Here is a 19846-nt window from a genome sequence, read left to right on the forward strand (position 1 = left end):
GGTTGCGCACACCGTGGCGCGGGCACGCAGCAGGCATGCACGGCAGCCACACGGGGCGGCAGGCCTTAAGGGGACGATCAGGTACTGAAGGCAAAATCGGGGCCATTCGCTTGAAGACAATTGCAAGAATAGCCCAAGGATACCCACCCCATGACCAGCACCGAGACTGCCAACGCAGCATTCCAGATCACCGTACAACCCAGTGGCCGCGCTTTCAGCACCCATGCCGGCGAAGCCATCCTGGCGGCGGCCATCCGCAGCGGCGTGGGCCTGCCCTACGGCTGCAAGGACGGTGCCTGTGGCTCGTGCAAGTGCAAGAAGATCAGCGGCGCCGTGCACCATGGCGGGCACCAGTCCAAGGCCCTGACGGCCGACGAGGAAGCCGCGGGCTTCGTGCTGACCTGCTGTGCCCATCCGCTGACCGACGTGGTGCTCGAATCGCGCCAGGTCACCGACGAAAGCGCCTACCCCGTCAAGAAGTTGCCCGTGCGCGTGACCAGCTTCGAGAAAAAATCGCACGATGTCATGCAGCTGCGCCTGCAGCTGCCCGCCGCCGACACCTTCCGCTACCACGCGGGGCAATACATCGAGTTCATCCTGCGTGATGGCGCGCGCCGGGCCTACTCCATGGCCAATGCCCCGCACACCCAGGCCGAGGCACCGGGGCTGGAGCTGCACATCCGCCACATGCCGGGCGGCAAATTCACCGACCATGTGTTCGGCGCCCTGAAGGAAAAGGAAATCCTGCGCGTCGAAGGCCCGTTCGGCAGCTTCTTCCTGCGCGAGGATGTGGACAAGCCCATCGTGCTGCTGGCATCGGGCACCGGCTTTGCCCCCATCAAGGCTCTGGTGGAGCACATGCAGTTCAAGGGCATCACGCGCCCCACCACGCTGTACTGGGGTGGCCGTCGGCCGGGCGATCTGTACCTGCACGACTGGATGCTGGCGCGCGCCGCGCAAATGCCCCACCTCACCTACGTGCCCGTGGTGTCCGATGCCCTGCCCGAGGACGGCTGGACGGGCCGCACCGGCTTTGTGCACCAGGCCGTGCTGCAGGACTTTGCCGACCTCTCGGGCCACCAGGTCTATGCTTGCGGCGCGCCCATCGTGGTGGACTCGGCGCGCGCCGCCTACAGCGCAGAGCGCGGCCTGCCGCCCGAGGAATTCTTTGCCGATTCGTTCACCTCCGAGGCCGACAAGCACGGCTGAACACCCCCCGGTGCGCGCCAATGCAGGCCGCTGGCAGGGTGCACACCGCACCGGCCTGCGGCCATTTTTGCGCAATGGCGGTTCCATTTTTTGCACAATGGAGCCATGAACCGCCGAAACATCCTCCTCGCAAGTGCCGCTGCCGCAGCGGTTTTCTCTTCTTCCCTGGCCCTGGCGCAGGACACGGGCGCGCCCATCCGCCTGATCGTTCCCTACGCCCCTGGCGGACCGCTGGACATCACGGCGCGCGCGCTGGCCGAGCGGGTGCGCGAGTCGCTGGGCACGGTGATCATCGACAACAAGGGCGGCGCCGGGGGCAACATCGGCGCCGACGCCATCGCCAAGGCGGCTCCCGATGGCCTGACCATCGGCATCGCCGCTACCGCCACGCACGCCGTGAACCCCTGGCTGTATGCCCGCATGCCTTACGACGCTGGCAAGGACTTTGCCGGCATCACCCAGATGGTGCGTGTACCCAATGTGCTGGTGATGAATGCCGAGAAGGCAGCGCAACTGAAGATCAACAGCGTGGCCGACCTGATCGCCTACGCCAAGGCCAATCCGGCCAAGCTCAACTACGGCAGTGGCGGCAACGGCAGCGCGGGCCACCTGGCGGGCGAGATGTTCAAGCAGCGTGCCGGCATCTTTGCCCTGCACATCCCCTACCGGGGCGGCAACCCGGCCCAGCTGGCCCTGCTGAGCGGCGAGGTGGACTTCAACATCGACAACCTCGCCACCGCCGCGCCCAACATCCGCGCCGGCAAGCTCAAGGCCCTGGCCGTGACCAGCCTGCAGGCCAGCCCCGCCCTGCCTGGCGTGCCGCCGCTGTCCAGCAGCTTCAAGGGCTTTGCTATCGACACCTGGTGGGGCCTGGTGGCCCCCGCCGGCACGCCCAAACCGGTGATCGCCAAGCTGAACAAGGCCTTCGTGGCCGCCCTCAATGCGCCCGAAACCAAGACCCGCTTTGGCGCCCTGCTGGCCGAACCCGTGCCCACCACGCCCGAGCAGTTCGACGCCTTCATGGCCAGCGAGCGCGCCAAGTACCAGCAACTGGTGAAGGCCTCGGGCGCCAAGGTGGATTGACCGCGATTCGTTCAGCCCGGAGCCGCCAACGGCAATACCCCGAAAACTCTGGGCCAAATATGCCGCCAGCGCTTAGCAGCGAAGCGGCACAAGCTGTTTATTGAATAGCAGTCACCCCAAAATCTGGCCCATGGGCTGCAGGCGCACGCCTGCGGCGGCCAATGCGTCCGCCCATCCCGGGGCGCTGAGCACGGCCCACTCATCCTGCCGCGCGGCCGCCAGCACATCGGGGGCCTGTGTTGGCAGGCCTGGGTGGCACATGAGCAGGTCGCCATCGCGCGCGGCATGCAGCCAGCGCTCCAGCCGCGCCCGGTATGCCGGCGCTCCCCCGGTGAAGTCGTACACCCCCAGCAAGCGTGCGTTTTGCCGCAGCCCCTGGCGCCGGGCCAGCGCAGACAACGCCCGCCCTCCCAGAGACGCAATCACATGGCTTTTGAAGCCCGTGCGGGCATCGGCATGCGCCACGCCCTGCGGGCTGCGGGTGGCGCGCAGCCACAGCCCGCCCGCCGGGTAGCGACGCCCCAGCTCTTGCAGCAGCAGGGTGCGCACCATGGGCAACTGGTGCACATGCTGGTGGCCGTCCACATACGCGGGCGCACGGCCCATGGCCTGCTCAAAGGCATCCAGCTGGGCACGGATTTCGGTGCGCAGCGCCGGAACATCCAGCCGGTGCAAATAGGCCCGCACAATCAGGCGCCCCAGGGGCTGGCGCAACGCGGGCTGCAGCGGGCATTCGGTCAGATCCAGATGCAGGCCCGCCTCCACGCGGCAGCGGTCCAGGGCACGCAGTGCCTGTGCGCCCTCGGCCCAGGCAGGCCCGCCCACCATGCAGGACACCGCCTGTACGCGCCCCTGGTGTGCGAGCGCCAGCACCGCCTGGTTGATGCCCTGATTCAGGCCAAAATCGTCCACGCACACACTGATGCGGCGCCAGCTGCTATGCTGCTGCGCCCCATGCATCGCCTGACCCACTCCCGCCCCATCCTGCACCGCCGCCATCGACAACGGGGCCACGTCGGCTGGTTCGTCGTGGTCGGTTGCGCCGCCGCCGCCGTGCATTGGAGCGTGGCCACCGCTTTGGTGGCCCTGGGTGGCTGGGCACCGCTGCTGGCCAACGTGGTCGGCTGGCTTGTGGCCCTGGGCGTGTCGTTCACCGGCCACCACCGGCTCAGCTTTCGCGGGCATGGCAACTCCGTGGGCCGCGCAGGCTTGCGCTTTTTCAGCATTTCGGCGGGCGGCTTCCTGATCAACGAAACCCTCTACGCCTTGTTGCTGCACTGGACCAGCGCCCGCTACGACGTTCTGCTGGCCGGCGTGCTGATCGGCGTGGCCGGGGCGACTTACCTGCTCAGCCGCCATTGGGCGTTCCTGCACAGTTCAGGGCCGTGAATTGCGCGCCTTGGCGCGAATCGACGCGCCAGAGCGTTTCGCCGCTTGCCGTGTACACCGCCTCGGCCTGCGCCAGAAAAGGGTAGCGCCCGCGCTGATCCTGCGCCGCTATCACCCAGCTCACGGATTGGCGACACAGGGCCTGGGGTAAAGCCTCGGGTGTCAACAGCAGCCGCGCCGCCACATCGGGGGCGAACTTGCCCGCGTCGGCAATCTCTTTGCGCCAGTTGTCGCGCCGTGCGATCTCGGGGTTGCTCCAGTCATCCACCACGTGCACAGGCTCCTGCAGGCGCGCGTAGAACGGCACGTCATAAAGGTAGGTATTGAGCATGAAGACCGGCACCCCGGGCTGATGCTGCGCGCGCAGCGCAAGGCCCAGGCTGCGCCTGGAATGGTGCTGGTCCAGCGCGAGCCCGACCACCACCGCCAGCCCCAGCAGGGCGCTGAGCACCAGCGTGGCCCACCACCAGCGCCGGCGCACGCTGGAATCGCCAGAGACCACGCTGGCATCGGCGATCAGCCACGCCAGCGGTGGCACAGCGGGCAGGATGTAGCCCACCAGCTTGGACTGCGGTAGCGAGAAGAACAGCAGCACACAGCCCACCGCCAGCACCATGAGCCATCGCACTTCACTGCGCGGCGCACTGGCCGTGAAATAGCCACGCGCCAACAGCGGGCGCGCCCACAAGATGCCCGGCAGGCTGCACACCACCACCACCACGGGGTAGAACCAGAACGGTTGCACGTTGTTGAATCCGTCCGCGGCGAAGCGCTGGAAATGCTGCACCACAAAAAAGTAATGCACGAAGCCGTCAAAACGCTGCTGCATGGCCACGAACCAGGGTGCGGCCACCAGCAGGAACACCACCAGACCCGGCAGGGACAGCAACGCCACCACCGTGCGCCAGCGCCAGCGCAGGACGAGCCAGAGGCCCACGACCATGGACGGGATCACAAAGCCGATCAGCCCCTTGGCCAGCACACCCAGCGCCGCCAGGCCATAGGCCAGCAGCAGCACACGGCGGTGCGGCTGCCCCTGTTCGAAACACAATGCCGCGTGCGCCAGCGCCAGGATGGTGGCCGTGATGCAGCCCGCCACAAGCATGTCGAGGTTGGCAAACTGGCCGCCGACATAGAACAGCGGTTGCACCAGCAGCACCCACAAAGCCCGGCGCGCGGCCTGCGGGCCGCACCAGCGGCGCGTGAAGAGATACAGCGACAACGCCCCCAGCGTGGCCCCCGCCAGTGACGCAGCACGCGCAGCCATCTCGGAGGGTCCCAGCACGGACAGCGCTGCGCCCGTGATCCAGTAAAAAAGCGGCGGCTTGTGAAAGAACGGCAGCCCATCGAGCGTGGGCGTCAACCAGTCGCCCGAACGCAGCATTTCCCAGGCCACGGTGGCATAGCGGCCCTCGTCGGGCAGCATCAATGGGCGCATCCAGGCCGTGGCAGCCAGCCAGGCCAGGATGAGCGCCAGCACGGCCAGGCCGTCGCGCCAGGCCGGGCGTCGGGCCTGCACGGTCATGCGTCCTCCCGCAGGCCCTGTCCAAGTTCGCGCTGGACCACGTACAGCGGCCGCCGCTTGACCTCTTCGTAGATGCGGCCCACGTACTCGCCCACCACGCCCAGCGACACCAGCTGGATGCCCGCGAACAGCATCAGGCTCACGACGATGGTGGTCCAGCCACTCACGTCGTGGCCGTACAGCAGATAGTCCAAGCTGAGGTAAGCGCCATAGCCAAACGCCGCCAGTGCCAGCACAAAGCCCAATCCGCTCACCGCGCGCAGCGGCCAGACCGTGAAGGCCGTGAGGCCATCCAGCGCCAGGCTCACCATCCGCAGCGGGTTGAAATGGCTCTGGCCATGGGCGCGCTCGTCCGGCACATAGGGCACGGCCACCGCCTCGAAGCCCACCCAGGCGTACAGCCCCTTCATGAAACGGTTGCGCTCGGGCAGTGCGAGCAGCGCATTGACCACCTTGCGGTCCATGAGCCGGAAATCGCCAGCGCCGGGCGGCACTTCGAAGCGATCAGCCCCGTTGAGGAGGCGGTAGAACCAGTACACGCCCAGGCGCTTGAAGCCGCTCTCATCTTCGCGGTGCTCGCGCACGGCGTACACCACATCGGCCCCCGCGCGCCAGTGCCGCACAAAGGTATCGAGCAAGGCGGGCGAATGCTGCAGATCGGAATCCATCATCACGACGACCTGACCGGCCGCCGCCTGCAGGCCCGCCGTGAGTGCAGCCTCCTTGCCGAAATTGCGCGACAGCTGCAATCCACGCACGCCCGGCTGGCGTGTCCATTGGGTCATGCGCGCGCTGGTGGCGTCGGTGCTGCCGTCGTCCACCAGCACGATTTCCCATTGCGGCGCGAGCATGGCCAAGGCAGCGCTCAATCGCGGCAGCAGGCGCTCCAGGTTGTCGGCTTCGTTGTAGCAAGGCACGACGCAGGAGATCGACGTCAGCGTGCGCGGCCCCTCCCCCCTGTCAGCAGCCGCGACCTCGGCAGAACTGCCCGGCGGTGCGGCCGACTCCTGGGCGAGAAAAAAATGATTCACAAGACATTCCTGGCCCATGGAAATTGGGCAACCCGAAAGTTTGCCGCACCATCACTTAAGCCGACCTTAACGCTGCAAGCCAGGCGCGCAAAAATGCATCAACACCCCATGGATTTCGCCTGGATGCGTCAACGCGCCCACAGCACGTCACGCCTGGGCATTCACCCAGGCGGACTCCGCGATGCGTTCGATGCGCTGCGCTGCCACGGCCGCCAGCAGGTGCGCCGGCACCCGCTCGGGCGCCAGTTCGGCCAGGGGGCGCAGCACAAAGGCACGCTCGGGCATGCGCGGGTGCGGCACCGTGAGCGTGGGGGTGTCGATCACCTGATCGCCATAGAGCAGGATGTCCAGGTCCAGCGTGCGCGGGGCGTTGCGGTAGGGACGCTCGCGCCCGGCCGCCTGCTCGATCGCCTGCAGCTGCGCCAGCAAGGCATGGGGCGCCAGGGTGGTCTCCACCTGCACCACGGCGTTCAGATAGTCGGGCCCGCCCGCATCCACGGGCGCGCTGCGGTAAAGGGACGAGGTGCGCTGCAGGCGCGTGCCCGGCAAGCCTGCCATGGCCGCCAGCGCGGCGCGCAAGGTGGCCTGCCGATCGCCCAGGTTGGCCCCGAGTCCGATCCAGGCAGACACGGCCGCAGGAATCGCAGGGGCCACAGGCGGGCCAGCAGCCTGCATCAGCAACGCTTATTCGCCAGCGGCTGCGGAGGCAGCGCCCTCGCCATTGCCGCCACCCGGCTTGCGACGGCGGCGGCGGCGCTTCTTGGGCGCATCGCCATCGGCCAGCGGCGCAGCATCGTCGGGCAACGGTGCAGCGCCAGCCGTCGCAGCACGGGGCGCCGCCCCGGCTGCCGGTGCAGCGCGCGGCACCCGCTTGACCACGGGCTGGGCCTTCTGGCGCGCCTTCTGCTCTTCGCGGGCCTGGTCCATCAGGTCGTCGCGGCGGTCATCGCTGGCGTTCTGGAAGTCCTGCCACCATTCGGCCAGGGCTTCCTCGACTTCGCCCACGTCGGCACGCAGGCGCAAGAAGTCGAATCCGGCGCGAAAGCGCAGCTGGGCGACCATGCCAAAGGGGCCGTTGCCCACACGCTTTTCAAAGCGCGGCTGCATGACCCAGATCTCGCGCATGTCGGCGGCCAGCTTGCCGCGACCCGACACGTCGCCGATGCGCTTGTCGAACACGTCGTCGATCGCATCCTGCAAGGCCGGCAGCGGGTGCTGGCGCTGGTTCTGGCGCTCCGTCCAGCCCTTGTGCACGTCGTCCCACAGCACGCAGGCCAGCAGGAAGCTGGGGGCCACGGGCTTGCCCTCGCCCACGCGGCGGTCGGTGTCGGTGAGGGCTGCCCTCACGAAAGGCGTGTCGGCGCGCTCCACCACCACGTCCAGCAGCGGGTAGATGCCTGTGGCCATGCCCAGCTTCTTGAGCTGCTCGATGGTGGCAATGGCATGGCCGGTTTGCAGCAGCTTGAGCATTTCATCGAACATGCGGCTTTGCGGCACCTCGGCCAGCAAGGCCTGCGACTGCACCAGGGGCGCTGCGGTCTTGGCGTCGATGGTGAAGCCCAGCGGGCTGAGCTTGGCCGCGAAGCGCACGGCGCGGATGATGCGCACGGGGTCTTCGCGGTAGCGCGTGGCCGGGTCGCCAATCATGCGCAGCGTCTTCTTCTTGGCGTCCTGCAGGCCCTTGTGGTAGTCCACCACCACCTGGCTGACCGGGTCGTAGTACATGGCGTTCACGGTGAAGTCGCGGCGCGTGGCGTCTTCGTCCTGCGGGCCCCAGACGTTGTCGCGCAACACGCGGCCGCTGGCGTCCACGGCATGCTGCATGCCCGACAGCTGGGCCTTGCTGGTCTTCTCGTTGCCACTGACCTGGCCTGCCGCAGCGTTGTCGAGGTAGGCGCGGAAGGTGGACACCTCGATCACCTCGTGCTCGCGCCCCCGGCCATGCACCACGTGCACGATGCGAAAGCGCTTGCCGATGATGAAGGCGCGCCGGAACAGCCCCTTGACCTGCTCGGGCGTGGCGTTGGTGGCCACGTCAAAGTCCTTGGGGCGCAGGCCCAGCAGCAGGTCGCGCACGGCGCCGCCCACGATGTAGGCCTCAAAACCCGCCTGCTTGAGCGTGGCCACCACGTCGGCGGCGCGGCGGTCCACCAGCTCGGGGTTGATGCCGTGGACCGATGCCGGAACCTCTTCGCGCTTGCCGAAATGGGGCTTGCCGCCCGAGGTGCCGGGCGTGGACTTGCCGAGCAGTTTGTCGATGAACTTCTTGATCATGGGTAATGGGTAATCAGGGGGTGCCGGAGCACAGGTGTCAGGAGGCAGCCTGGCTGGCAGAGGCCGTGAACAGGTCCAGTATGCGCCAGCCGCGCTCCTGGGCCAGCGCACGCAGGCGCGGGTCGGGGTTGGTGGCGACGGGGTGGTTCACCTTCTCCAGCAGCGGCACGTCATTCATGGAGTCGCTGTAGAAAGTGCTCTCGACATCGCTCCAGGAAAGCCGCCGCTCGGCCAGCCATTGTTCCATGCGCCGCACCTTGCCTTCGCGCATGGTGGGAATACCGTCGATTTCGCCCGTGTACCAGCCCTGCGCATCGCGGGCCAGCCGCATGGCCAGCAATTCTTGCACGCCCAGGGCCTGCGCGATGGGCCACGTCACGAACTCGTTGGTGGCGGTGATGATGAGCACGTCATCGCCGGCCGCCTGGTGCTGGCGCAGCAGCTCGCGTGCCTGCGGGTGGATGGCCGGCTCGATCACCTCGCGCATGAACTGTGCATGGGCGGCGGCGGCGGCCTCGGGGCCGCGCTGGCGCACGGCCTCGGTGGCAAACCGCACATAGTCGTGCACATCGAGCGTGCCTGCCTGGTAGTGGGCATAGAACTCGTCGTTGCGGCGCGCGAACTCCACGGGATCGTTCCAGCCGATGCGGATGGTGAACTCGCCCCACTCGTAGTCGGAGTCAATGGGCAGCAGCGTATGGTCCAGGTCGAACAGCGCAAGCCGCGGGCGGCGGGGATCAGAGGTCATTCAGATTCACAAAAAGGGCAAAAGGGGAGGCACACCGGGTGGCGGCATCATTCCGATTCGAGCATGGCCTTGAGCAAGGGGATGGTGATGGCGCGCTGGGTGCGCAACGCATAGGCATCGAGCTGGTCCAGCAACTGCATGAGACTGCCCAGGTCGCGCGAAAAACGGTTGAGCATGAAATCCATCACCTCGTCGCCCAGGAACACGCCCCGGGCATCGGCTTCCTGGCGCAGCACCGCGCGGCGGGCGGTTTCATCGAGCAGCTGCAGCTGGAACACATGGCCCCAGCCCAAACGGGTGCGCAGGTCGTCGCGCAGTGGCAGGTCGGCCGGCGGCAGGTTGCCCGCAGCAAGCACCCCGCGTGGCATGCCGCTGGCGGGGCTGATGGCGTTCACAAACCAGTTGAAGGCCATGGCCTGCTGGGCGGTGCTGTACAGGTGCACATCGTCCATGACCACGGCGGTCCAGCGCTCGTCAAACTCCGCGGGCGCGGCCACCGACGCATCGAGCCAGCCGACGCTGGCCCCCTGGTCGCCCAAGGCCTGGTGCACCGCCCGGAGCAGGTGGGTCTTGCCGCTGCCGGCCTCGCCCCACAAGTAAGTGGGGACCGGCGAACGGGTGCCCGGCTGGTGGCCCTCCCCCACCCACAGCCGCAGATGCTGCAGCGCGGCCTCGTTGGGGCCGGCAAAGAAACGCGCCAGGGTCGGGCCCGTCGCCAGGCCAATGTCCAGGGCCAGCTGCTTCATGGCTGCAGCCCGCGGGCACGCAGGCCGGCGCGGGGGAGAATGACAGGAAACGGCATGGGCTGGAAAAGCAAAACAGGGCGGGAAGAAAGGGTGAACGGACGGCGTGCGGTGCACAACCCGTAAAATCTGCGCAAATTTTAGTCTGCCGCGCACGCTGGTCCGTGCCATCCCTGCCATGAGCTCCTCTGCATCCACCCCCACCCCCCTGTCCTACAAAGACGCTGGCGTTGACATTGACGCGGGCGACGCCCTGGTCGAGCGCATCAAGCCGCTGGCCAAAAAGACCATGCGCGAGGGCGTTCTGGCCGGCATCGGCGGCTTTGGCGCACTGTTCGAGGTGCCCAAGCGCTACCAGGAACCCGTGCTGGTCTCCGGCACCGACGGCGTGGGCACCAAGCTCAAGCTGGCGTTTGAATGGAACATGCACGACACGGTGGGCATCGACCTGGTGGCCATGAGCGTCAACGACGTGCTGGTGCAGGGCGCCGAGCCGCTGTTTTTCCTGGACTACTTCGCCTGCGGCAAGCTCGATGTGGACACCGCCGCTGCCGTGGTGGGCGGCATCGCCAAGGGCTGCGAGCTCTCGGGCTGTGCGCTGATCGGCGGCGAAACCGCCGAGATGCCCGGCATGTACCCGGCGGGCGAATACGACCTGGCCGGTTTTGCCGTGGGCGCCGTCGAAAAATCCAGGATCCTCACCGGCAAGGATGTGAAGCCCGGCGACGTGGTGCTGGGTCTGGCGTCCAGCGGCGTGCATTCCAACGGCTTCTCGCTGGTGCGCAAGTGCATCGAGCGCGCGGGCGCCAATCTGCCCGCCACGCTGGACGGCAAACCCTTCAGGCAGGCGGTCATGGAGCCCACGCGCCTGTATGTGAAGAACGTGCTGGCCGCGCTGGCGCAACATCCCATCAAGGCCCTGGCCCACATCACCGGCGGTGGCCTGCTGGAGAACATCCCCCGCGTGCTGCCCGAGGGTGCTGCCGCCCACCTGCAAAAAGGCAGCTGGCCCCAGACCGAGCTGTTTGCCTGGCTGCAGAAGACGGCCGGCATCGACGACATCGAGATGAACCGCACCTTCAACAACGGCATCGGCATGGTGGTGGTGGTGGACGCCGCAGCCGCAGAAGCCACGGCCGCCACGCTGCGCGCTGCGGGCGAGCAGGTGTACGCCATTGGCACGATTGCTGCGCGCGGTGAAGGTGCCGCCGTGGTGGTGGCCTGATCGACACTGGCCCCGCTCCGTTCCGTCGCCCTGCATGGCGCAGCGCCCCTCCCCGGCTCCCATCGCCTCCACCTCGGCTGAGGCCACACCCACCCAATTGCCAGCACGACCCTTGAGCCAGGGCGTCGTGGTGGCCAGCTACCTGCTGGTGGCGGCCACATTGCTGCTGGTGATGTGGCGCGGCCTGCTGCCGGGTCTTTTGTGCGTGTGCCTGGGTTTTCTGCTGACGCGGGCGTTGACCCGCTGGTTTGCACAAGGTCTGGGCCGCATGCGGCGCCCGTCCCATCCGTCCGTCTCTGGCCTGCGGGCTGCGCAGATGACCGCTGCCGCCCTGGTGATGCTGCTGCCGCTGGCGCTGCTGGCAGTGGGCCTCACGCACTCGCGCGGCTACCTGGTGAACGCCCCGCAGCAATACCAGGAACTGCTGAACTACATGGCCCGCACGGTGCTGGAGCTGCGCCTGAAATTGCCGGCGGACATGGCCGCCCACCTGCCGGAAGGGGCGGCGGAGATCCAGCGCACCATTGCCAGCTACCTGGGCGCCAAGGCCGGTGCACTGGCCATGGCCGGGCGCGCCTGGCTGGCTGGCGTGCTGTTTGCGTATGTGGGCCTGCTGATTGGCGCGCTGGCCGCCGTGCGCCCTGCGGTGCTGGCGCGTGGCCCGCTGGCGCAGCAGCTCAGGCTGCGCATCGCCCTGTTTGGCGAGGCCTTCCGCCAGATCGTGGCGGCGCAGTTCTGGATTGCGGCGTTCAACACGCTGCTCACCGCGCTGTTCCTGCTTTTTGTGTTGCCGCTGTGGGGCCTGGAGCTGCCCTACACGCCGGTGCTGATCACGTTCACCTTTGTCGCGGGGCTGGTGCCCATCGTGGGCAATCTGGTGTGCAACGTGGTCATCACCATCGTGGGGCTGTCGGTGTCGCCGCTGGCAGCAGCGGCCTGCCTGGGGTTTCTGATCCTCATCCACAAGGCCGAATACGTGATCAATGCCAAGGTGGTGGGCCGGCGCACGCAGATGGGGGTGTGGGAACTGCTGAGCGTGATGTTCGTGGCCGAGGCCGTTTTCGGTCCGGCGGGGCTGGTGGCAGCGCCGCTGTTTTACGCCTACCTCAAGAAAGAGCTGGTGGCGGCGCGGCTGGTTTAGCCGCCACCGGGCGGCCCGGCGCGCACTGCGAGGTCACTCAGACGCTTGGATCACAATAGCTTTCTGCCCTAAAAACAAGGGGCAACGGCTATTTCCCTTCATTGCTTGAACTGCCGCGCGACAAACGCCCACACCAGTGCGGATGCATCGGGCCCGGCCGGATCGCTGTAGGGCATGCCGGACGCACCGCCGCTCCAGGCGTGGCCCAGGCCCACGATTTCGCGCAGGGTGACCTGCGCGCGGCCGCGTGCCTTGTACTCGGTCACCCGCATCGCATGGCGTTTGCCGCGCTGCAGGGTGCGCACCGTGCCGGCGCGCGCGCCCAATGCCGCGGCCCACAGCTCGGCCGTGGCCACCGCATTGCGCGCCGAGACCACGTTGTCGCCATCACCATGCAGGATCAGCAGCGGGGGCAGCGGCGCAGGCACCGGTCCTTCAGCAGCCAGCGCCGATGGTGGATCGGGCAGATGCGCCGCGCGCCGCCCACGCATGGCCGCCATGGCGGTGGCGGCGGAGTCGGCCGAACCGGGTGCCACACCCGAATGCATGGCCACGGCACAGAACCGGCCGGGGTAGCGCGCCGCCAGCAGCGCGGCCATGCTGGCGCCGGCCGACAGCCCTGCCACGCCCACGCGGGCGGTGTCCACCGGGTGGCGCCGCGCCACCCGGTCGATCGCCGCCAGCAGCGTCGCCGCCTCGGCATCGGCCTTGCCGCTTCGGCGGTCAAACCAGTTCCAGCAGCCATGGGCATTGGCCAGGCGCTCCTGCTCGGGATAGAGCACCAGAAAGCGATGACGCACCGCCAGGCGGTTCATGCGCGAACTGGCCGCCAGTTCGCGCCCGGTCTGGCCGCAGCCATGCAGCATCACCAGGAGGGGCCGCTTCTCGCCCGGACGCAGCGCCAGCCCCGGCGGCACATACAGGTGAAACCGCCGCGCACCCGCAGGGCCGGGAGCCATGCCGGCAATCCACTCCCCGCTGGCGGGCAGCGGCTTGCGCGGCGTGCGGGTGACGGCTGCGGCTGGGGACCGCGCGCGCGGCACGGCCGCCGCCTTGGCGCGCACGGGTTGGGTGGCGCGCGCAAAGGCCTTGAGATTGCGCCGGTAAGCGCGCGTCAGAGCGGACAGGGAAAACAGGGGTGAGCGGCGGGGCATGGATGCGGTGGCCATTCATCTGGAACTACCCTGTTCAAGATAACAGCTTACGGGCTAGCGCGTCATTTGCTCTTTATTTGATAGCTATTTGCGTTTTAGCCATAAGTACAAATTCTCTATGCTTCCGAAATTTCTCTCCAGTTGCAGTGCAACCATGGTGCGGCGGAGCGCACACCCTGTTCGCGAGCAGACGCAAGCTGCGCGGTACGTTGCCTGGCGATGCGTTCCGGCGCATGGTGGCGACACCATTCCGGAGGGTCGCCTTCAGCACGCTTTATGGTGCCCTGATTTTTTGCTGCAGCTCCTGGTACTGCGCCAGGCGTGGTCCGCCCAGCGCCACGGCACGGTCGATGGCAGCGCGGGCCGCACGTCGCTGCCCTTGTTCCAGCCGCACCTGCGCCAGGTTATTCCACGCATCGGCAAAGTCGGGATGCGCCCGCGTGGCCGCCGCATAAGCCTGCCCGGCGCGCGCCAGCTGGCGCTGCGCGTACGCTGCATTGCCTGCCCCCAGCAGGCTGGCCCGATGGTCCGGCCAGCGTGCCAGCGCCGTGGCGTAGGCCGTCTGGGCGGCGCGTGGGTTCACGCGCTCCAGCGCTGCCACGGCCGTTGCCCAGCCATCCGCCTCGGCCGTCACTGGCAAACGCTCCGGCGCCACCGCGCGCATCGCCCAGTACCCGGAACGCGCCCAGGTGTGCTCGAAGGTCGACAGCGCCATCACCATGCGCTCGGTGACACCGGAATGCAGCACCACCTCGTTGCGGGCGCGATCGTAACCAATCACCACCGCGTAATGCCACAGGGGTGATATCGGCAGCGACAGGTTTTGCAGGATCAGCACCGGCTGCCCGCCCGCCACTTCCTGCAGCAGATCCTGCAGGCGCGGCGCCAGGGGATAGGCCACCAGCCCCTGCCGGCGTGTGGCTGCCAGCATTTCCAGCTGCAGCGCCCCCTGACGCCCTGGCACATAGACCTGCTCGGTGAGTTCGCCCGGCGTCACCTGGATGCCTGCAGCCTGCGCCACCATGGCCAGCGAGGCGGGGCCACACAGGTGGTCATCCTGCGCAAAGAACGGCACATGCTCCAGCAACGCTGCGGGCGGCAAGGCCTGCGGCCAGCGCTGGTCCAGGGCAGTGAGTTGCGGCGATGCACATCCCGACAGCAGCAGGGCGCAAAGAAGAACCCCCGCCGCAGCGGGGGTTCTCCAGCCAGCGCGGCGAGGGCTCATCAGCGAACCGAGCGGGTGAACGGAAACACCTTGGTCAGCCCCAGGATGTCCGTGACCAGCAGGACGATGAAGACCGTGAATACCACCCCCAAGATATCACCGCCGGCCGGCGCCTGGTCCACGCGGGAGGCCAGCTGGGCCACTTCCGCGTCGGACATGGCCTGCACGCGCGCGATGGCGGCATTGGCATCCACCCCCTGACCCTGCAGGGCGTTGCGCACATCCTCACGGGCCAGGAAAATGCTGACCCGATCACGGTCGGTACTCGATGCGGAAGTTGCCAGTACCTGGTCGGTGCCCACGATGCCCGCCTGGGCTGTGAGCGGCAGGCCCGCCAGCGTCAATCCGGCCACCAGGCAGGAAGCAACCACACGTTTGAATGCAGACATCGAAAACTCCAATCGGTATATTTTGTGAAGCATTGCACCACGATGGCGCAATGCCCTGGCGGCGAATCTACCGGATGCCCTGAAGCACCGTCAACGCGATTTACAAGCCCACACGCCAACCAGCAGATCGTCACATTTCTTCGGCGCGCGCGGCCACGCAAATCGGCTACGCGCCGCGCAATGCCGCCGATACCCTTCTCTGCCCGGCATGGGCCAGCCCGTGATCGCGCCATTGCGCCATTCAGATACGCCGGGGCGCCAGGCGTTACCATTTGCGAGCGCAGACTGCCCCGGTCACGCACGGCCAGCCCAAGCCTTGGGCGAGCCGCCATTCCGACAATAACCAGGAGATACAAGACATGACCATCCTCGTCGCATACGTACCCCGCCCCGAAGGCCGGGCCGCACTGGACAAGGGCATCGAAATCGCCAAGCGCCGCCAGGAACCCCTGATGGTGGTGAACGCCGGCCCCGGTGGCCAGCAGGAAGACACTTCGCTGGCCGCCGGCTTCGAGGTCGAGCAGGTGGAAGAATTGCTGGCCGCGCAAGGCATCACCGCCGAGTTCAAGCAGTTTGTGCGCGGCAAGAGCGCCGTGGACGAGATCAACGACCTGGTGGCGTCGCGTGACATCTCCGTGCTGGTGATCGGCCTGCGCCGGCGCACCGCCGTGGGCAAGCTGATTCTGGGCAGCGTGGCCCAGGAACTGCTGATGACGGTGTCCTGCCCCGTCCTTTGCGTCAAGGCTGCGGGCGCCTGACAATTCGCCATTCAAGCAATAGCAAAAAGCGCTTGCCTGGCAAGCGCTTTTTTCGTTTCAGACACCCATTCACAGGGGTTTGCATTCAGCGGGAGAGCCGGGCGGGCAGCCGCAGGCAGTGCGGCAGCACGGCAAGGCGACCCCACCACGCCGTACGGTGAAAGGCCCATCCGTATCAGCGGCCCGCGCTGCGCAGGGTGCTGATGCGCTCGGCGATGGCATCCACATCCAGCGCGTCTTCGACATGCGCCAGATAGGCCTGCAGATCCGCCACGGCCTGCGCCGTGTTGCCGCGCTCGGCATGCGCCAGGCCCCGGTCACGCCATTCACTCCAGGCCTGGGGCAGCAGCACGATCAGGCGGTCCTGCACGGCGATCAGGCGCTGCCAGTCCTCCTGCGTGCGGTGCACTTCCTTGAGGTTGCGCAGCATGCGCGCAATGATGTCGCGCGGCGTGGCCGCCTGCAGGTACAGGCCCAGCGGCACGTCGTAGTCGTCCACCAGGCCGCTCTGGCGCTTGTAGGGCTCCAGCCGCTCGGACAGTTCTTCCCGGCTGAGCGACTGTCCCGATACGGGGTCCATCACCACCTGCCCCTTGGGCAGCAGCACCTTGACCATGAAATGCCCCGGAAAGGCGATGCCCCGCGCGTGCAGGCCCAGGCCCTGGGCCAGCTCCATCCACAGCACGGCCAGCGATATCGGGATGCCGCGGCGCGTGCGCAGCACGGCGTTGAGATAGCTGTTTTCGGGGTCGTAGTAATTGTTGACGTTGCCGGCAAAATCCAGGTCGGCAAAGAAAAACTGGTTGAGCATGCGCAGGCGCTGCAGCGCGGGTGCGTCGGCCGGCATGCGGCGCTGCAGGCGCGCCGCCAGCTGGTCCACGTCGCCCAGCAGCTGCTGCACATCCAGGTCGATGTATTCGTCCTGCGCCAGGCTGGCGGCGGCTTCGAGCAGCGGGAAATGCTCGTCGCTTTGCACCAGCGCGGCAAAGTACTCCAGCGCAGTGGGGACGGAATAGCTCAGGGACATGGAAGCGTTGTACGGTGGGCGCCCTGTGGCGTCAAGCCACACCAGGCGCGGATTGCAGGGTCATTTCGGCGCGCTCGCGGCGCAGCGGCATCAGCGCCGCAGCATCTGCCGCAGCTGGAGTCCGGCGGCCCACAGCGCGCCAAAATACAGCGCCACCGACGCGCCCAGCACCAGGGCCAGCAAACCCGCACGCTGGCCGCTGTGCGCGCGCATCTGCACCCACGGAAAATACTGCGCGGCCCACACCAGCAGCACCGCCAGCAAGGCGCTGGCAGCCACCACCTGCAGGGCAAAGCGTGCCCAGCCAGGCTGCGGCTGGTAACTGCCGCGGCGCAGCAGGCCTACCAGCAGCCACAGCGCATTGACCAGTGCACCCAGCCCGATCGACAGCGCCAGCCCCGCATGGGCCATGAACGGCACCAGGGCCACATTGAGCAGCTGCGTGATGACCAGCACCGCCACGGCGATCTTCACGGGCGTGCGGATGTCCTGGCTGGCGTAATAGCCTGGCGCCAGCACCTTGATGGCCACCAGCCCCAGCAGGCCGGCCCCATAGCCGGCCAGGGCGATGGCAATGTTCCCTACGTCGCTGTCCAGCAGCGCGCCGTGGTGGAACAGCGTGGCCACCAGGGGCGTGGCAAAGGTCAGCAGCGCCACGGCACAGGGCACGGCCAGCAGCACCACGATGCGCAGGCCCCAGTCGAGCATGGCCGAATAGCGCAGTGCGTCGCCAGCGGCCTTGGCAGCGGCCAGCTGGGGCGTGAGCACCACCCCCAGCGCCACGCCGAGCAAGGCGGTGGGAAATTCCATCAACCGATCGGCGTAAAACAGCCAGGTGACGCTGCCCGGCGCCAGATACGAGGCGATCTGGGTGTTGACCATGAGCGACACCTGCGCCACGCCCACCCCCAGCAGCGCCGGCGCCATGAGGGTGAGGATGCGGCGCACGCCAGGCTCGGCCCAGGCGGCGCGCACGGTGCCCCAGGTCACGCCGATGCGCGGCAACAGGCCCAGGCGGTACAGCACGGGCACCTGCACCGCCAGCTGCAGCATGCCGCCCAGCATCACACCGCCGGCCATGGCGTAGATGGGCTCGATCCCCCGTGCCGCCAGTTGCGGCGCGCCTAGCCAGGCGGCAGCGATCATGCACAGATTCAGCAGCACCGGCGTGGCGGCCGGCACGGCAAAGCGCTTCCAGGTGTTGAGCACACCCGCCGACAGCGCCACCATCGACATGAAGCCGATGTAGGGAAACATCCAGCGCGTCATCAGCACGGCGGCATCGAAGCTGGCCGGGCTCTGGCGCAGGCCGCTGGCCAGCAGCCACACCAGCAGCGGGGCCCCCAGCACACCCAGCACACAGGTGAGCAGCAGCACCCAGGCCAGCGCCGTCGCCACGCTGGCGATCAGCACGCGCGTGGCAGCCTCGCCATGCTGGGCCTTGGAGGCGGCCAGCACCGGCACGAACGCCTGGCTGAAGGCGCCCTCGGCAAAAAGGCGCCGGAACAGGTTGGGAATGCGGAAGGCAACGTTGAAGGCATCGGTCAGCGCGTTGGCGCCAAACATCGAGGCCATCAGGAGGTCGCGCACCAGGCCCGTCACGCGGGAGGCCAGGGTCAGCAGGGAGACGGTGGAGGCGGCTTTGAACAATGACACCGCAGGGAGTGTATTCGCCCTGCGCCGCTTCGCGTCTTCCCCCAAGGGAGGAAACACCCGGCGGCCCGGCAAAGCCCGTTCCACCGGTGCGCTGGCGATGGCGCAGCGCCGGTTTCTGGCGAGGCAGCGGTGAGGAAACCGCTCTGGGCTATAATCGCGGGCTTTGCTGGCATCATCCTCAGACTCAAGGAACTAAACCATGGCATCCGCTAAACCCAAGAAGAAGAACCCGCGCCTGGCGTCGGGCCGCAAGCGCGTCCGTCAGGACGTCAAGATCAACGCCGCGAACACCTCGCTGCGCTCCAAATACCGTACCGCTGTCAAGAACGTCGAAAAGGCTGTTCTGGCCGGCGACAAGACCAAGGCGACCGAACTGTTCGCCAAGATGCAAGCCGTGGTGGACACCGTGGCCGACAAGGGCATCTTCCACAAGAACAAGGCAGCTCGCGACAAGAGCCGTCTGTCTGCCAAGGTGAAAGCCCTGGCACCCGCAGCCGCTTAAATCCACCGCCTGCCCCGGCAGGCAAACAGCCCGAACGGGTCATACCGTTCGCCGTTTGTAACGGGTGCGCTGCCAGCAAAGCAAAAAACCGCCTTCGGGCGGTTTTTTGCTTTGCTGGCACCCTGCTGAATCGGGGACAGACCGGGGTCGGCTCCAGCCGAAGCCGCTCTGTCCCCGACACTTCAAAAGATGAGTGGGCCAAGCCCAAGCGGCCCCGCCAGCAGCGGGCTGCGGTCAGCGCTGCAGGGGCGCCGCAGGCGGGTCGGGCAGCAGGCAGGCCTCGGCCACCTGCAGGTTGTTGTCGCGCGCGAAATTGATGACGAAATCCCAGGCCATGGGCTCGTGGTCGCGCAGGTCACTGTTCACCACCACGCATTTCACCCCGTTGAGCGTGGTGGGAATGCACCAGGGCGAGTAGCTCAGATGGCTGCCGGGCTTGGCTCCGCCCGGGCGAAAGCCGCTCATCACCCCGGCCAGCCGCTCGGCCCAGTCGCTGGGACGAAAGGTTTTTCCTTCGTGGGTGATGCCCTGGATGAAGACTTCTTTGGAGGAGGGGGAAACCATCGGGGGTCTGAGTGGTAGAAGGCGATTACCGCAGGATCACTGCTTGCTGCGCCGTGCCTTGGATTCTAACTCTTATATAAGAGCTGACCTGCATCCTGTCCCGCCGATGCATTGGTGCGGCGTTTGATTACCCGGATAGCCGCCACGGCCATCACTCCCCCACACAACCGACCCCAGCATTCACCCGGGTGCGCCCGGGGCGC

The 19846-nt window shown here is 67.4% G+C and carries 20 protein-coding genes; 7 read left to right on the forward strand and 13 right to left on the reverse strand.

All coding sequences use genetic code 11. The features are described from left to right. Positions 1-150 precede the first annotated feature (150 nt). Together AC1RDS_RS12815 and AC1RDS_RS12820 are read left to right on the forward strand one after the other, a co-directional pair. On the forward strand, positions 151-1209 hold the full coding sequence (locus AC1RDS_RS12815; RefSeq protein ID WP_092698566.1) for a CDP-6-deoxy-delta-3,4-glucoseen reductase: 1059 nt from the start codon (positions 151-153) through the stop codon (positions 1207-1209). Positions 1210-1314: 105 nt separating this feature from the next. Continuing rightward, a complete protein-coding gene (locus AC1RDS_RS12820) occupies positions 1315-2292 on the forward strand; it encodes a tripartite tricarboxylate transporter substrate binding protein (protein ID WP_492227076.1) in 978 nt (325 codons plus the stop codon). A gap of 111 nt (positions 2293-2403) precedes the next feature. On the opposite strand, the gene AC1RDS_RS12825 is transcribed toward AC1RDS_RS12820, so the two are convergent. Then, a complete protein-coding gene (locus AC1RDS_RS12825; RefSeq protein ID WP_244273676.1) occupies positions 2404-3204 on the reverse strand; it encodes a ChbG/HpnK family deacetylase in 801 nt (266 codons plus the stop codon). Between the two features lie 42 nt (positions 3205-3246). On the opposite strand from AC1RDS_RS12825, the gene AC1RDS_RS12830 reads away from it, so the two are divergent. After that, the gene (locus AC1RDS_RS12830) at positions 3247-3681 is read left to right on the forward strand and encodes a GtrA family protein (protein ID WP_092698561.1); all 435 of its coding nucleotides are present in this window, start codon (positions 3247-3249) and stop codon (positions 3679-3681) included. Here the strand turns inward: AC1RDS_RS12830 and AC1RDS_RS12835 are convergent. The 6 genes from AC1RDS_RS12835 to hda form a co-directional block, all read right to left on the reverse strand. Continuing rightward, positions 3641-5206: an ArnT family glycosyltransferase gene (locus AC1RDS_RS12835; protein WP_492227077.1), complete on the reverse strand. Its 1566-nt coding sequence runs from the start codon at positions 5204-5206 to the stop codon at positions 3641-3643. The two genes, AC1RDS_RS12830 and AC1RDS_RS12835, sit on opposite strands and share 41 nt — an antisense overlap. After that, positions 5203-6237, reverse strand: coding sequence for a glycosyltransferase family 2 protein (locus tag AC1RDS_RS12840; protein ID WP_492227078.1), 1035 nt, complete (start codon positions 6235-6237; stop codon positions 5203-5205). Before AC1RDS_RS12840 ends, AC1RDS_RS12835 begins: the two co-directional genes overlap by 4 nt. A 147-nt stretch (positions 6238-6384) precedes the next feature. Continuing rightward, on the reverse strand, positions 6385-6912 hold the full coding sequence (gene folK / locus AC1RDS_RS12845; protein WP_092698555.1) for a 2-amino-4-hydroxy-6-hydroxymethyldihydropteridine diphosphokinase: 528 nt from the start codon (positions 6910-6912) through the stop codon (positions 6385-6387). Between the two features lie 9 nt (positions 6913-6921). Beyond that, complete coding sequence (gene pcnB, locus AC1RDS_RS12850) at positions 6922-8511, reverse strand: polynucleotide adenylyltransferase PcnB (RefSeq protein ID WP_092698553.1); 1590 nt, start codon at positions 8509-8511, stop codon at positions 6922-6924. A 37-nt stretch (positions 8512-8548) separates the two neighbouring features. Continuing rightward, a complete protein-coding gene (locus AC1RDS_RS12855) occupies positions 8549-9259 on the reverse strand; it encodes a histidinol-phosphatase (RefSeq protein ID WP_492227079.1) in 711 nt (236 codons plus the stop codon). A gap of 47 nt (positions 9260-9306) precedes the next feature. Continuing rightward, the gene (hda, locus tag AC1RDS_RS12860) at positions 9307-10005 is read right to left on the reverse strand and encodes a DnaA regulatory inactivator Hda (protein WP_092698549.1); all 699 of its coding nucleotides are present in this window, start codon (positions 10003-10005) and stop codon (positions 9307-9309) included. A 175-nt stretch (positions 10006-10180) separates the two neighbouring features. Between hda and purM the strand changes: the two genes are divergently transcribed. Then, positions 10181-11227 carry a phosphoribosylformylglycinamidine cyclo-ligase gene (gene purM, locus AC1RDS_RS12865; protein ID WP_092698547.1) on the forward strand — a complete coding sequence of 349 codons (1047 nt, stop codon included), beginning with the start codon at positions 10181-10183 and terminating at the stop codon, positions 11225-11227. Between the two features lie 34 nt (positions 11228-11261). Then, positions 11262-12368 (forward strand): AI-2E family transporter, encoded by a 1107-nt coding sequence (locus tag AC1RDS_RS12870; RefSeq protein WP_287878173.1) that lies wholly within the window; start codon positions 11262-11264, stop codon positions 12366-12368. 98 nt (positions 12369-12466) lie between these two features. On the opposite strand, the gene AC1RDS_RS12875 is transcribed toward AC1RDS_RS12870, so the two are convergent. From AC1RDS_RS12875 to AC1RDS_RS12885, 3 genes are all read right to left on the reverse strand, one after another. Next, positions 12467-13522 (reverse strand): extracellular catalytic domain type 1 short-chain-length polyhydroxyalkanoate depolymerase, encoded by a 1056-nt coding sequence (locus tag AC1RDS_RS12875; protein ID WP_492227095.1) that lies wholly within the window; start codon positions 13520-13522, stop codon positions 12467-12469. A 274-nt stretch (positions 13523-13796) separates the two neighbouring features. After that, the gene (locus AC1RDS_RS12880; protein WP_287878171.1) at positions 13797-14747 is read right to left on the reverse strand and encodes a PA2778 family cysteine peptidase; all 951 of its coding nucleotides are present in this window, start codon (positions 14745-14747) and stop codon (positions 13797-13799) included. Beyond that, positions 14747-15136 (reverse strand): PA2779 family protein, encoded by a 390-nt coding sequence (locus AC1RDS_RS12885; RefSeq protein ID WP_287878168.1) that lies wholly within the window; start codon positions 15134-15136, stop codon positions 14747-14749. The genes AC1RDS_RS12880 and AC1RDS_RS12885 overlap by 1 nt, the downstream gene beginning before the upstream one ends. A 359-nt stretch (positions 15137-15495) precedes the next feature. On the opposite strand from AC1RDS_RS12885, the gene AC1RDS_RS12890 reads away from it, so the two are divergent. Continuing rightward, entirely contained in the window at positions 15496-15894 is a 399-nt protein-coding gene (locus AC1RDS_RS12890; protein ID WP_287878166.1) for a universal stress protein, read from the forward strand. A gap of 175 nt (positions 15895-16069) precedes the next feature. On the opposite strand, the gene AC1RDS_RS12895 is transcribed toward AC1RDS_RS12890, so the two are convergent. Next, positions 16070-16921, reverse strand: a complete 852-nt coding sequence (locus AC1RDS_RS12895; RefSeq protein WP_287878163.1) for a SirB1 family protein — start codon at positions 16919-16921, stop codon at positions 16070-16072. A 90-nt stretch (positions 16922-17011) separates the two neighbouring features. Continuing rightward, positions 17012-18577, reverse strand: a complete 1566-nt coding sequence (gene murJ, locus AC1RDS_RS12900; protein WP_092698538.1) for a murein biosynthesis integral membrane protein MurJ — start codon at positions 18575-18577, stop codon at positions 17012-17014. A gap of 199 nt (positions 18578-18776) precedes the next feature. Here murJ and rpsT point away from each other — a divergent pair, with 199 nt between their 5' ends. Beyond that, positions 18777-19079 carry a 30S ribosomal protein S20 gene (rpsT, locus tag AC1RDS_RS12905; RefSeq protein WP_015015385.1) on the forward strand — a complete coding sequence of 101 codons (303 nt, stop codon included), beginning with the start codon at positions 18777-18779 and terminating at the stop codon, positions 19077-19079. A 234-nt stretch (positions 19080-19313) separates the two neighbouring features. Here rpsT and AC1RDS_RS12910 read toward each other — a convergent pair whose 3' ends face one another. Further along, a complete protein-coding gene (locus AC1RDS_RS12910; protein ID WP_026434589.1) occupies positions 19314-19643 on the reverse strand; it encodes a DUF3579 domain-containing protein in 330 nt (109 codons plus the stop codon). Between the last annotated feature and the right edge of the window lie 203 nt (positions 19644-19846).

This window comes from Acidovorax sp. GW823-FHT02H02 (assembly GCF_058797075.1).

Bases quoted from the DNA above. Each gene is read 5' to 3' on its own strand.
- rpsT (WP_015015385.1), top strand. From the start codon at position 18,777: ATGGCATCCGCTAAACCCAAGAAGAAGAACCCGCGCCTGGCGTCGGGC.
- purM (WP_092698547.1), top strand. From the start codon at position 10,181: ATGAGCTCCTCTGCATCCACCCCCACCCCCCTGTCCTACAAAGACGCT.
- AC1RDS_RS12880 (WP_287878171.1), bottom strand. From the start codon at position 14,747: ATGAGCCCTCGCCGCGCTGGCTGGAGAACCCCCGCTGCGGCGGGGGTT.
- AC1RDS_RS12870 (WP_287878173.1), top strand. From the start codon at position 11,262: ATGGCGCAGCGCCCCTCCCCGGCTCCCATCGCCTCCACCTCGGCTGAG.
- AC1RDS_RS12885 (WP_287878168.1), bottom strand. From the start codon at position 15,136: ATGTCTGCATTCAAACGTGTGGTTGCTTCCTGCCTGGTGGCCGGATTG.
- AC1RDS_RS12890 (WP_287878166.1), top strand. From the start codon at position 15,496: ATGACCATCCTCGTCGCATACGTACCCCGCCCCGAAGGCCGGGCCGCA.
- AC1RDS_RS12910 (WP_026434589.1), bottom strand. From the start codon at position 19,643: ATGGTTTCCCCCTCCTCCAAAGAAGTCTTCATCCAGGGCATCACCCAC.
- AC1RDS_RS12830 (WP_092698561.1), top strand. From the start codon at position 3,247: ATGCATCGCCTGACCCACTCCCGCCCCATCCTGCACCGCCGCCATCGA.
- AC1RDS_RS12815 (WP_092698566.1), top strand. From the start codon at position 151: ATGACCAGCACCGAGACTGCCAACGCAGCATTCCAGATCACCGTACAA.
- folK (WP_092698555.1), bottom strand. From the start codon at position 6,912: ATGCAGGCTGCTGGCCCGCCTGTGGCCCCTGCGATTCCTGCGGCCGTG.
- AC1RDS_RS12855 (WP_492227079.1), bottom strand. From the start codon at position 9,259: ATGACCTCTGATCCCCGCCGCCCGCGGCTTGCGCTGTTCGACCTGGAC.
- AC1RDS_RS12895 (WP_287878163.1), bottom strand. From the start codon at position 16,921: ATGTCCCTGAGCTATTCCGTCCCCACTGCGCTGGAGTACTTTGCCGCG.
- pcnB (WP_092698553.1), bottom strand. From the start codon at position 8,511: ATGATCAAGAAGTTCATCGACAAACTGCTCGGCAAGTCCACGCCCGGC.
- AC1RDS_RS12835 (WP_492227077.1), bottom strand. From the start codon at position 5,206: ATGACCGTGCAGGCCCGACGCCCGGCCTGGCGCGACGGCCTGGCCGTG.
- AC1RDS_RS12820 (WP_492227076.1), top strand. From the start codon at position 1,315: ATGAACCGCCGAAACATCCTCCTCGCAAGTGCCGCTGCCGCAGCGGTT.
- hda (WP_092698549.1), bottom strand. From the start codon at position 10,005: ATGAAGCAGCTGGCCCTGGACATTGGCCTGGCGACGGGCCCGACCCTG.
- AC1RDS_RS12875 (WP_492227095.1), bottom strand. From the start codon at position 13,522: ATGCCCCGCCGCTCACCCCTGTTTTCCCTGTCCGCTCTGACGCGCGCT.